Below are 12,931 nucleotides of genomic sequence, written 5' to 3' on the forward strand. Positions count from 1 at the left end.
TGGTATAGAAAGTCAGAGAATATCCTGTGAAATTGTGACAGCTGAAAGGGAAAAGCTTTGCAAAATCGCTAGAAAACCTGTAAAATAGAAAAGATGAACAAATAGGAGGTTCCTTGTGTCAAAAAAGGAAATCAATATTAATAACTACAATGATGACGCCATTCAGGTGCTAGAAGGGTTGGATGCGGTCCGTAAACGTCCGGGGATGTATATCGGTTCGACCGACGGTGCAGGTCTCCATCACCTAGTCTGGGAAATTGTGGACAATGCAGTCGATGAGGCCTTGTCTGGCTTCGGTGATCGCATTGATGTGACCATCAATAAAGACGGCAGTCTAACGGTTCAAGACCATGGTCGTGGGATGCCGACTGGTATGCACGCCATGGGAATTCCAACTGTTGAGGTTATCTTTACTATTCTTCACGCAGGAGGGAAATTCGGTCAAGGGGGCTATAAGACATCTGGAGGTCTCCACGGGGTGGGTTCTTCCGTTGTTAATGCTCTTTCTAGTTGGTTAGAAGTTGAAATCACTCGTGATGGTGCAGTCTACAAGCAACGTTTTGAAAATGGTGGGAAACCCGTCACAACCTTGAAGAAAGTTGGTACAGCACCCAAGTCTAAGACAGGTACCAAAGTCACCTTCATGCCTGACGCGACGATTTTTTCTACGACTGACTTCAAGTACAATATCATTTCAGAACGACTCAATGAGTCAGCCTTTCTTTTGAAAAACGTTACCTTGTCATTGACGGACAAGCGAACAGATGAAGCAATCGAGTTTCATTATGAGAATGGGGTGCAAGACTTTGTTTCTTACCTCAATGAAGACAAGGAAACCTTGACACCAGTTCTGTACTTTGAGGGGGAAGACAATGGTTTCCAAGTGGAAGTTGCCCTCCAGTACAATGATGGATTTTCAGATAACATTCTATCCTTTGTCAATAACGTTCGTACTAAGGACGGTGGAACGCATGAGACAGGACTCAAGTCTGCCATTACCAAGGTTATGAATGACTATGCGCGTAAGACGGGACTTCTCAAGGAAAAAGATAAAAACCTTGAAGGGTCAGACTACCGCGAGGGACTAGCAGCCGTTCTTTCTATTCTGGTTCCTGAAGAACACTTGCAGTTTGAAGGACAGACAAAGGATAAACTGGGGAGTCCACTAGCTCGTCCAGTTGTGGATGGGATTGTGGCTGATAAGTTGACCTTCTTTCTTATGGAAAATGGGGAGCTGGCTTCCAATCTCATTCGCAAGGCTATCAAGGCGCGTGATGCTCGTGAGGCGGCTCGCAAAGCGCGTGATGAGAGCCGAAATGGTAAGAAAAACAAGAAAGACAAGGGCTTGTTGTCTGGAAAATTGACCCCAGCCCAGTCTAAGAATCCTGCAAAAAATGAACTCTACCTGGTTGAGGGGGACTCTGCCGGTGGTTCTGCCAAACAAGGTCGTGACCGTAAGTTCCAGGCTATCTTGCCACTTCGAGGTAAGGTTATCAATACAGCCAAGGCCAAGATGGCGGATATCCTCAAAAATGAAGAAATCAATACCATGATTTATACCATTGGTGCGGGTGTGGGAGCAGACTTCTCTCTTGAAGATGCTAAGTATGACAAGATCATTATCATGACCGATGCGGATACCGATGGTGCCCATATCCAAACTCTTCTTTTAACATTCTTCTACCGTTATATGCGTCCGCTAGTTGAGGCAGGACATGTCTATATCGCCCTTCCGCCTCTGTACAAGATGTCCAAAGGCAAAGGCAAGAAAGAAGAAGTGGCCTATGCATGGACGGACGGCGAGTTAGAAGAACTCCGCAAGCAGTTTGGCAAAGGCGCAACCCTCCAACGCTACAAAGGTCTAGGGGAGATGAATGCGGACCAGCTTTGGGAAACAACCATGAACCCAGAAACGCGTACCCTCATCCGTGTTACGATCGAAGACCTAGCACGCGCTGAACGCCGCGTAAACGTCCTCATGGGAGACAAGGTCGAACCACGCCGTAAATGGATTGAAGATAATGTTAAGTTTACGCTGGAAGAGAGTGGGGCGTTTTGAATAATGCAAAATAAACAAGTTATGATAAATGAATTGAAAGAAATAGCAACAAAATATAGACAAGCTATTGAAAAAGCAATTCAGGCGGGAGAAATTGATCATAACCTAATAAACTTTCCTGTAGGATGTTGTAGCTATGTAAGTGACTACCTTCAGAGGTATTTATATGAAAAAGGTATTGAATCATTATATGTTTCTGGTGAATATGGTTCTGGATGGGAAGGAGATTCTCATGCTTGGTTAGTTGCCTACGAAGATATAATAGTTGATATTACAGGTGATCAGTATCAAGATAATAAAGGAGCTCTTTTTTATGATATTCCAGTGTATGTAGGCAAAGAGGATGAGTTTCATAAATTATTTAAATACAACGGTCCTCCGATTTCATATCCTGAGCAAGAAATAAATAATTCTCATAGCAGTCATTTAAAAGAAAAAAATAACAAAAATTACAATATAATTTTGAAATACATTCAAAATTAGAGTTTTGCACTGTGAAAAGGGGAACTCTTATGAAAGAATCAGATGTTCTGACTAGGATTGGATTGAAAGATAAAGACGAATTAGTCTATTTATTAGAAAATAGTGGATTAAATGAGAGATTGTCTAGATTGGCTTCTATTGATAGAGAACCACATTCTATTAGGTTAGAATTTTGTGAATCGGGATGCTACTTTAAAATAGTAAAAGATGATGTGAGCGATATATCGAGTGTTAAAGGAGAAAAATTTAAATTCTTTAGAAGAGGCTGGTCTTGCGTACTCAAATCGCAAAAAAATAAAAATGTTTCTAAGCTAAGCTCTCCCAATATATTAGAAGGGCAGTATAATCCTAAGAAGTTAGATGGACAATATTTTTTTCACTCGGGGCATATTCTAGGTAAACAATTTTATAGTTTTATTTCTGATTATTCATGCAATGATAAATATAGTAGTGCCAAAGATATTATAAATAGCAAAGAGAAGAACATATTTCTACAATTTAGTGTTGCGAATAAAGAATCTAGTTCGTTCGTCAATAGAAGAAGTCAGGCTTATTATGAAAATTTAGTCACTGACTATTTTAATGCTGATATTGAAGAAATTTTTTATGAAGTAAAAGCTGTTTTTTATAGCAAAGACTCTAAATATCCTATTGGAACAGAAATATTTTTAAAACCCATTATCCGCAAGAGAATTCCTTCTTTGGAAAATGATTTGGAGGAAACTCATGTCTTTATACCAAATTTTGATGTAGATTTTAATTTGTCTAAATTACCTTCAGATTACGAGGGATATGTTAGCTATCGTAAATTTTATCTTGAAGGATACAAAGAAGTTTATAAAGATTGTTTTGAAAATATCTTTAAAGATAATTCAGATATAGTAAAAAACGATGAGGGAGAAAGAATATTTTACCTCGTACTGGGTCAAGAAAAAAATGCTATTTTTAGTCATATAGGAAGAGCTCAAAAATTTCTGGGTGTAGATACAAACGCCTTAGATATTGAACAATTACCAGATGATATTTCAAAAGATGAAATATTTATGTTTTCAGAAAATCAGCAACAAGTAATTTTTGATTATTTGAAAAATCAAAAATTAATCAATCGCTCAAGGAATAAGAATTATTTCTATCCTGTTGTTAGACGTTCGGAATACAAAGGAATTTATTTTTCTGACCAAGAAATAAGAGAAAAAAGGATACAATTTGAAAAGGGGGCAAAAACTTTAGAAGATGCTCTAAAACTTATTTAGATTTTTATTTTGCCGAAATCACTATAATATAAACTAACCTATCATTTGAATTTCCGAAAATCAGACGAAGTAAAAAGTACATTAAAATAAAAAATTTGGAGATTGTCCAGATGAAAAAAATTATGGAATTAGCAGTTTAGATACAAAAGCTTTAGAAAACAACGAATTCTTCCAACTTATATCTGAGAGCAAGGACGAGTTGGGGGCTTTTACAAAAGCCAATAAGTCTGAGTAGGTTTACGCAGCGAAGCTTGGGGATATGGAGAAACTTCTTGAAACCTTGCAAGCTGGTTTGCACCGTTCCAAGGCCAGTCAAACGGTGGCTAGTCTGGAAGTGTCTGATCGTGAGTGTGATGATGCGCTTTCTACCTTGACTGGTTTGGTCAAGGCCTTCTCTCGTGTCAAAGAGGCAGGTAGAAAGGAAGCTTACGACAAACTCAGCAAACTTTTCAAACATTATGCTGGGCTAACGAGTATGAGCTACGAAAAAGAGACAGAAGCTATTAACCATTTGCTCAAGGAGCTAAAAGCTACTGACTACCAAACTGCCCTCTCAATCCTGCATTTGACAACTCATGTAGAAACTTTAACAAATGCGCAGGCTCAGTTTGAAAAAGCCTATAAGTAGCGCTTGGCTGAGCAAAAAGGCAAGGCACCTAGTCAAAACAAGGAAGTCCGTGCAAAACTACAAGAAATCTATGACTTCCTTGTGGATCTTACTGCAATCAACGCCTACGCTTATCCTGAAAGAACTCACGTGGTCAATCTCCGCGATCACCTAAACACCATTCGCAGCCGCTATAAAAAACGCAAGCCAGCTAAGAAGGCGAGAGAAGAAGCGACGGAGAACAACTAGAATATAACTAAATTTGAGTTGAAAAATTGTTAGTGGTCGCATCGGATTTGAAAGGAGTAGAGAATGATAATCAGACCTGCAAGCACAAATGATTGTCAAGCTATTTATGCCCTTTATCAAAATGAAAAATGGATTTCTTTTACAGAGGAAAAAGTGACATCATTATTTTCAACAAATCTGTCCCATTACTTGGTAGTTGAAGAGAACCAGAAAATCCTTGGTTTTGCCCGCTACTTGACAGATGAAGTCATGACGACCTTTTTAGCTGAGATTATCATTGATAAAGCCTATCGCGGAAAAGGATTGGGACGGCGATTGATCGCTGAAATTCATCAAAAACATCCTTTGACTCGCATTGAATTAATATCAGAAGCGGATGGATTTTATCAGATAGTAGGTTTTAAACCTGTGGGAACAGGGCTTAGAAAATCTATCTAAATGAAAAGAGCTGTATTTATGACGCTTGACAATAAACTTGGTCTGATGGATTCGCTTGAACTAGCCAAGATGGAAGAAAAAATCAGCAAAACCCGAGTGAAAGTGCTTTTTGAAAAGCAGCTTCTGGACGATAAAGCAGCTGGCACCTATGCGACTCTGGCTGTTATTCATGGCTTCTTATTTGAAGAAATCTATGACTTCGCTGGCCAGATTCGGACAGTCAATCTCGCCAAAGGGAATGTTCGCTTTGCGCCTGTCATGTATCTAGCAGCTTCCTTGGATAATATTGACAGGATGCCTCAGCAGACCTTTGGGCAGATTGTCGAAAAGTACCTTGATCTAAATATCGCCCACCCTTTTCGAGAAGGGAACGGAAGAAGTATGAGGCTCTGGCTGGATCATCTCCTCAAGGCTGATCTGGGGCAAGTCGTGGACTGGTCTCACGTGGACAAGGAAGATTACCTCCTAGCCACGAAGCGTAGCTCGGTATCGATTGGTGAACTCAAGTATCTCCTCCTCAATAATCTGACGGATGACCTCACTCAGGCCTGTTTCTTTAAGGATGTGGATGCTTCATATTATTACGAAGGGTATAACCTTTACCAGACAGGGGAGTTGTAAAGTTCAAGTAAAGGTGACGATCATCTTTTGTATGTAAACAATCGCTAAAACTATTGGAGGTGCGGTATTGATTACGTTATTAATGTTGCCTTTTTTCCTTGTTCTCCTAGCCATTTTTGGAATTATATATGATTTAACGACCAGTAAAGGTAGAAAAGAGTGTGCTCGCACAGTATCTTTGTTTATATTGAACATCCTCACTATTGGTATCTGTCTATTAGATCTACCCATGGAAAGTAAACCATACTCAGGAATAGGGTTTATCTTATTTTATGCACTTGCCTTCACACCTTTGATGATTGTTTTCTCACTATATACCCTCTATCGGATTGGAAAACATTATAGGTATTTTAAGAGTAAGTTTGCTATAACACTCCTATTCAATGCTATTTTACTTTTCCTTCTTTCATTAGTAAATACTTTTGTATTATGGAGAAGCTTTAAAATATATCATAGAAACGATATTAATTTGTTTTATTTTGTTTTAATCGTTTTGGGGATTTGTTCAACTATCCAATTGATAGTAGGCGAACTTGAGATGAAAAGAATACGATGCATCCAAAAACAAGAGGAGCAAGACGGCAATGAAAAATAATTCTATAAAAGATATGTGCAGACAACATAGAAGTGAAGCACAAATGCTGAGATTAATTTTACAGACTGCTGAAACTTTACAAATTGATGCTGTCGCCATGTCTGGTTCACGGACTGATACAAAAGCGCCAAAAGACGAGTTTCAAGACTATGATGTTGTTTATGTCATGGACGATTTAGATAATCTGACGAGGGATCTTTCTTGGTTGGACCAGTTTGGCACACGTATCATTGAGCAACATAATCTCCTAGGCAACCGTCGACTTTATCTGATGCTATTTGAAGATGGCAATCGGATTGATTTAACCCTCTGCCCCAAAGACCAAATTCAAGAGTGGGTGGATAGTGAAGCTGATTATACAGTTTTGAAAGATGAGAAAGGCTTGTTTGTGCCCTATTCTCCAAATCCTCAACGTTACTGGACAAGCCCAGCTAGTGCAATAGAGTTTGACAAAGCCTGCAATGAATTTTGGTGGGTGTCAGCCTACGTGGTTAAAGGGATTTGTCGCAAGCAAGCCATCTATGCCACGGATCATCTCTACGGAATTTGTCAACAAGAACTCTTGAAGGTCTTGGCTTGGCGAGTTGCAGCAGATAAGGGGACGATTGATATTGGCAAGAACTACAAATATCTCTTTAACTATTTACCTGCTGAGAAAGAGAAAGAATTCTCAAATCTGCTTGATTTCTCAAGTTTAGATAAAATCACTCAGTCTTTATATGCTACCATGGAACTTTTCCACCAAGAAGCTCAATCCCTTGCTAACAAGATGGGATTTGATTATGATAAGGAAGTGGCGGAGCAGATGATTCAGTATGCTGAGGAGAGACTTTCAAATCACTAACTAAAAAAAATATATAATTTAAAAGATTAAACTACAGAAAAGATAGTTTAGTTATATATAGTAACTGAACACGAGACTAATTTCTGTAAATTATCCCTTATTCTATAAAAACCTACTCTACATTCTTTGAAAGGAGTTGAACATGCCCTAAATACTGTGTGAAAAAGATAAATTTCCTTTGCATTTTACGGGCTTAGTATCCTATGTCTAATATTCAAAATATGTCCCTGGAGGACATCATGGGAGAGCGCTTTGGTCGCTACTCCAAGTACATTATTCAAGACCGGGCTTTGCCAGACATTCGGGATGGTTTGAAGCCGGTTCAGCGTCGTATTCTTTATTCGATGAATAAAGATGGCAATACCTTTGACAAGAGCTACCGCAAGTCGGCCAAGTCTGTCGGGAACATCATGGGAAATTTCCACCCACACGGTGACAGTTCTATTTATGATGCCATGGTTCGTATGTCTCAGGATTGGAAAAATCGTGAGATTCTAGTCGAAATGCACGGTAACAACGGTTCTATGGACGGGGACCCACCTGCGGCTATGCGTTATACTGAAGCACGTTTGTCTGAAATTGCTGGGTACCTTCTTCAGGATATTGAGAAAAAGACAGTTCCTTTTGCTTGGAACTTTGATGATACCGAGAAAGAACCCACTGTCTTACCAGCAGCCTTTCCAAACCTCTTGGTGAATGGATCGACTGGTATTTCGGCTGGTTATGCCACAGACATTCCTCCGCATAATTTAGCTGAGGTCATTGATGCGACTGTTTACATGATTGATCACCCAACAGCCAAGGTGGACAAGCTGATGGAATTCTTGCCTGGACCAGATTTCCCGACAGGAGGGATTATTCAGGGTCGTGACGAAATAAAGAAGGCTTATGAAACTGGGAAAGGGCGCGTGGTTGTTCGTTCTAAGACGGAGATTGAAAAGCTAAAAGGCGGTAAGGAGCAAATCGTTATCACTGAGATTCCTTATGAAATCAATAAGGCCAATCTCGTCAAGAAAATCGATGATGTTCGTGTCAATAACAAGGTGGCTGGTATTGCTGAGGTTCGTGATGAGTCTGACCGTGACGGTCTTCGTATCGCTATTGAACTTAAGAAAGATGCTAATACCGAGCTGGTTCTTAACTATCTCTTCAAGTACACAGACCTGCAAATCAATTACAACTTCAACATGGTAGCGATTGATAATTTCACGCCTCGTCAGGTCGGGATTGTTCCAATCTTGTCTAGCTACATCGCCCACCGTCGTGAAGTAATTTTGGCTCGTTCCCGCTTTGACAAGGAAAAAGCTGAGAAACGTCTTCACATCGTCGAAGGTTTGATTCGCGTGATTTCGATTTTGGACGAAGTCATTGCCCTTATCCGTGCTTCTGAGAACAAGGCTGACGCTAAGGAAAATCTTAAGGTTAGCTATGATTTTACAGAAGAGCAGGCTGAAGCCATCGTGACCTTACAACTTTACCGTTTGACCAATACAGACGTGGTTGTCTTGCAGGAAGAAGAAGCAGAATTGCGTGAAAAGATTGCCATGCTTGCAGCCATCATCGGTGATGAACGGACTATGTACAATCTCATGAAGAAAGAACTTCGTGAGGTTAAAAAGAAATTTGCGACACCACGTTTGAGTACTTTGGAAGATACTGCAAAAGCAATCGAGATTGATACGGCTAGTCTTATTGCTGAAGAAGATACTTACGTCAGCGTAACCAAGGCAGGCTATATCAAGCGTACCAGCCCACGTTCCTTTGCCGCTTCCACTCTGGAAGAAATTGGCAAACGTGATGATGATCGTCTGATCTTTGTACAAACTGCCAAGACAACCCAGCACCTCTTGATGTTTACGACTCTTGGAAATGTCATCTATCGTCCAATTCATGAATTAGCAGATATTCGCTGGAAGGACATTGGAGAGCATCTGAGCCAAACGATTACAAACTTTGAAACTAACGAAGAAATCCTTTATGTAGAAGTCGTGGATCAGTTTGATGATGCGACAACCTACTTTGCAGCCACTCGTCTTGGCCAAATCAAGCGTGTAGAACGCAAAGAATTCACCCCATGGCGGACCTACAAGTCTAAGTCTGTCAAGTATGCTAAACTTAAAGATGAGACAGATCAGATTGTAGCAGTGGCTCCGATTAAACTGGATGATGTTCTTTTGATTAGTCAAAATGGTTATGCCCTTCGTTTCAATATCGAAGAGGTTCCCGTTGTCGGTGCCAAGGCTGCAGGTGTCAAGGCTATGAACCTGAAAGAAGATGATGCGCTTCAGTCTGCCTTTATCTGTAACACCTCATCCTTCTACCTCTTGACCCAACGTGGAAGCTTGAAACGTGTTTCTATTGAGGAAATTCCAGCGACCAGCCGTGCCAAACGAGGCCTACAAGTCTTGCGTGAGTTGAAAAACAAACCGCACCGTGTCTTCTTGGCTGGAGCAGTTGCAGAGCAAGGTTTCGTTGGTGATCTTTTTAGTACAGAAGTGGAAGAAAACGACCAAACGCTCCTTGTCCAATCTAACAAGGGAACAATCTATGAAAGCCGATTGCAAGATTTGAACTTGTCAGAACGTACTAGCAACGGAAGCTTTATCTCAGACACCATTTCAGATGAAGAAGTTTTTGATGCTTACCTCAAAGAAGTCTTTAAAGAGGATAAAGCAAATCCTTAAAAAGAATCAGTCCAAGGGGCTGATTTCTTTATGTTGAAAAAATTTTCAGAAAATTACAAATAATACTTGAAATTTTATTAGAAAAGTGTAGAATAGAACACATAGTTTGAATAGTATAAAGGAGAAACACATGACAGTTGCAATTGATTGGGAAAATCTTGGTTTTGCTTATATGAAACTACCTTACCGTTATATCGCTCACTACAAAAATGGTCAATGGGATCAAGGAGAACTGACAGAGGATGCAACCTTGCATATTTCAGAGTCTTCTCCAAGTCTCCACTATGGACAGCAAGCGTTTGAAGGTTTGAAAGCCTATCGTACCAAGGACGGCAGTGTTCAACTGTTCCGTCCTGACGAAAATGCCAAGCGTTTGCAACGTACTTGCGACCGTCTTTTGATGCCACAAGTTCCGACAGAAATGTTTGTAGAAGCTTGTAAAGCAGTTGTGCGTGCAAATGAAGAATACGTCCCACCATATGGAACAGGTGGAACCCTTTATCTTCGTCCACTTTTGATTGGTGTTGGGGATATTATCGGGGTTAAACCAGCAGAAGAGTATATTTTCACTATCTTTGCTATGCCAGTTGGGAATTACTTTAAAGGTGGTTTAGTCCCAACAAACTTCTTGATTCAGGATGAATACGATCGTGCCGCTCCAAATGGTACAGGTGCGGCCAAGGTAGGTGGGAACTATGCTGCTAGCCTCCTCCCAGGTAAAATGGCCAAGTCACGCCAATTTTCAGATGTTATCTACCTAGACCCATCTACACATACAAAGATTGAAGAAGTCGGATCAGCCAACTTCTTTGGAATCACGGCAGACAATGAATTTGTTACGCCATTGAGTCCATCTATCTTGCCATCTATTACCAAGTATTCTTTGCTTTACTTGGCAGAACACCGCTTGGGCTTGACTCCGATTGAAGGTGATGTCCCAATCGATAATTTGGATCGTTTTGTAGAGGCAGGAGCTTGTGGAACAGCAGCGGTTATTTCGCCAATTGGAGGTATCCAACATGGCGATGATTTCCATGTTTTCTATAGTGAAACAGAAGTAGGTCCTGTTACACGTAAACTCTATGATGAATTGACCGGTATCCAATTTGGTGATGTAGAAGCGCCTGAAGGATGGATTGTCAAAGTGGACTAAAAAATATAAAATAAAGAAGAACTCCATAGCTGTTGTAAGGACTGAAATGGAGTTTTTTCTTGCTAGTTTGAGCATTTTCTTGTACAATAGAAAAAGTGAAAAGAGGTACAGTATGAGTAAAAAAGATAAGAAAATTGAAATCCAATTAACTGATGCAAAAGTGACTGTTGGAAAAGACAGCTATGAAGGATACGTTTTGACGATCGGGAAAAAGGTCATTGGTGAAATTGCCGAATTAGACAGCCAATTTGCCATCATAAAGAATGGAAATGTCGATAGTTTTTATAAAAAACTTGAAAAAGCTGTGGAAATTTTGATTGAAAACTATAATTTAACAAAATAATGCTTGTTTTTTTGAAAATTTCATGATATAATAGTTTTCGTTAAGCATTGGAGAGATAGCGAAGAGGCTAAACGCGGCGGACTGTAAATCCGCTCCTTCGGGTTCGGGGGTTCGAATCCCTCTCTCTCCATCTCATCATTGGGGTATAGCCAAGCGGTAAGGCAAGGGACTTTGACTCCCTCATGCGTTGGTTCGAATCCAGCTACCCCAGTTCTTAGGTAATAAATTCAAGATAAAAAGAAAAATATCTTAGGGTATTTTATTTTTATATTGAAAGACGTGAACAATACGAACATGTTCTTGCGGGTGCTTAGGAAAAAAATTATAAGTATGTCAAGTTTTGGAAAAGACTTGATTGTTGGAGGATTTTTTAGATGAACGAATTTGAAGATTTGCTAAATAGCGTTAGCCAAGTTGAGCCTGGTGATGTTGTTAGTGCTGAAGTATTGACAGTTGATGCGACTCAAGCTAACGTTGCAATCTCTGGGACTGGTGTTGAAGGTGTCTTGACTCTTCGCGAATTGACAAACGATCGCGATGCAGATATCAATGACTTTGTGAAAGTAGGAGAAGTATTGGATGTTCTTGTACTTCGTCAAGTAGTTGGTAAAGATACTGATACAGTTACATACCTTGTATCTAAAAAACGCCTTGAAGCTCGCAAAGCATGGGACAAACTTGTAGGACGCGAAGAAGAAGTTGTTACTGTTAAAGGAACTCGTGCCGTTAAAGGTGGACTTTCAGTAGAATTTGAAGGTGTTCGTGGATTCATCCCAGCTTCAATGTTGGATACTCGTTTTGTACGTAACACTGAACGTTTCGTAGGCCAAGAATTTGATGCTAAAATCAAAGAAGTTGATCCTAAAGAAAACCGCTTCATCCTTTCACGTCGTGAAGTTGTTGAAGCAGCTACTGCAGCAGCTCGTGCTGAAGTATTCGGTAAATTGGCTGTTGGTGATGTCGTAACTGGTAAAGTTGCTCGTATCACAAGCTTTGGTGCTTTCATCGACCTTGGTGGTGTTGACGGATTGGTTCACTTGACTGAATTGTCACATGAACGTAACGTATCACCTAAATCAGTTGTAACTGTTGGTGAAGAAATCGAAGTGAAAATCCTTGATCTTAACGAAGAAGAAGGACGCGTATCACTTTCACTTAAAGCAACTACACCTGGACCATGGGATGGCGTTGAGCAAAAATTGGCTAAAGGTGATGTAGTAGAAGGAACAGTTAAACGTTTGACTGACTTTGGTGCATTTGTTGAAGTGTTGCCAGGTATCGATGGACTTGTTCACGTTTCACAAATTTCACACAAACGTATCGAAAATCCAAAAGAAGCTCTTACTGTTGGTCAAGAAGTTACTGTTAAAGTACTTGATGTTAACGCTGATGCAGAACGTGTATCACTTTCTATCAAAGCTCTTGAAGAACGTCCAGCTCAAGAAGAAGGACAAAAAGAAGAAAAACGTGCTGCTCGTCCACGTCGTCCAAAACGTCAAGAAAAACGTGATTTCGAACTTCCAGAAACACAAACTGGATTCTCAATGGCTGATTTGTTCGGTGATATCGAACTTTAATCAAATTGATAATCACAAAATCCTT

At 40.1% G+C, this 12,931-nt stretch carries 11 protein-coding genes, 2 tRNA genes and 1 pseudogene; all 14 read left to right on the plus strand.

Translation table 11 applies throughout. From position 1 onward, the window contains the following. The first annotated feature begins 115 nt into the window (after positions 1–115). Positions 116–2,059, plus strand: coding sequence for a DNA topoisomerase IV subunit B (gene parE, locus MK403_RS06545; RefSeq protein WP_268709327.1), 1,944 nt, complete (start codon positions 116–118; stop codon positions 2,057–2,059). A gap of 3 nt (positions 2,060–2,062) precedes the next feature. Continuing rightward, on the plus strand, positions 2,063–2,542 hold the full coding sequence (locus MK403_RS06550) for a hypothetical protein (protein ID WP_128863753.1): 480 nt from the start codon (positions 2,063–2,065) through the stop codon (positions 2,540–2,542). 29 nt (positions 2,543–2,571) lie between these two features. Next, positions 2,572–3,795, plus strand: coding sequence for a hypothetical protein (locus MK403_RS06555; protein ID WP_268709328.1), 1,224 nt, complete (start codon positions 2,572–2,574; stop codon positions 3,793–3,795). A 127-nt stretch (positions 3,796–3,922) separates the two neighbouring features. Next, positions 3,923–4,651, plus strand: a pseudogene (locus MK403_RS06560) (DUF6261 family protein). Between the two features lie 63 nt (positions 4,652–4,714). Then, positions 4,715–5,089, plus strand: coding sequence for a GNAT family N-acetyltransferase (locus tag MK403_RS06565; protein WP_268709329.1), 375 nt, complete (start codon positions 4,715–4,717; stop codon positions 5,087–5,089). 18 nt (positions 5,090–5,107) lie between these two features. Further along, positions 5,108–5,710 (plus strand): protein adenylyltransferase Fic, encoded by a 603-nt coding sequence (gene fic / locus MK403_RS06570; protein ID WP_268709552.1) that lies wholly within the window; start codon positions 5,108–5,110, stop codon positions 5,708–5,710. Between the two features lie 82 nt (positions 5,711–5,792). Beyond that, positions 5,793–6,305: a hypothetical protein gene (locus MK403_RS06575; RefSeq protein ID WP_268709553.1), complete on the plus strand. Its 513-nt coding sequence runs from the start codon at positions 5,793–5,795 to the stop codon at positions 6,303–6,305. Then, positions 6,295–7,149, plus strand: coding sequence for an aminoglycoside 6-adenylyltransferase (locus MK403_RS06580; protein ID WP_268709330.1), 855 nt, complete (start codon positions 6,295–6,297; stop codon positions 7,147–7,149). The genes MK403_RS06575 and MK403_RS06580 overlap by 11 nt, the downstream gene beginning before the upstream one ends. Positions 7,150–7,352: 203 nt before the next feature. Continuing rightward, positions 7,353–9,833, plus strand: coding sequence for a DNA topoisomerase IV subunit A (gene parC, locus MK403_RS06585; protein ID WP_268709331.1), 2,481 nt, complete (start codon positions 7,353–7,355; stop codon positions 9,831–9,833). Positions 9,834–9,948: 115 nt separating this feature from the next. Then, positions 9,949–10,986: a branched-chain amino acid aminotransferase gene (locus tag MK403_RS06590; RefSeq protein WP_284697408.1), complete on the plus strand. Its 1,038-nt coding sequence runs from the start codon at positions 9,949–9,951 to the stop codon at positions 10,984–10,986. A 112-nt stretch (positions 10,987–11,098) separates the two neighbouring features. Beyond that, positions 11,099–11,329 (plus strand): DUF2969 domain-containing protein, encoded by a 231-nt coding sequence (locus MK403_RS06595; protein ID WP_000037107.1) that lies wholly within the window; start codon positions 11,099–11,101, stop codon positions 11,327–11,329. 49 nt (positions 11,330–11,378) lie between these two features. Then, a tRNA-Tyr gene (locus MK403_RS06600) sits at positions 11,379–11,459 on the plus strand. 9 nt (positions 11,460–11,468) lie between these two features. After that, a tRNA-Gln gene (locus tag MK403_RS06605) sits at positions 11,469–11,540 on the plus strand. Positions 11,541–11,703: 163 nt separating this feature from the next. Further along, positions 11,704–12,906 (plus strand): 30S ribosomal protein S1, encoded by a 1,203-nt coding sequence (rpsA, locus tag MK403_RS06610; RefSeq protein WP_001001617.1) that lies wholly within the window; start codon positions 11,704–11,706, stop codon positions 12,904–12,906. The last annotated feature ends 25 nt before the right edge of the window (positions 12,907–12,931 follow it).

Origin of the sequence: Streptococcus oralis (genome assembly GCF_026782285.1) — a bacterium.
Taxonomy (GTDB): Bacteria; Bacillota; Bacilli; order Lactobacillales; family Streptococcaceae; genus Streptococcus; species Streptococcus oralis_CG.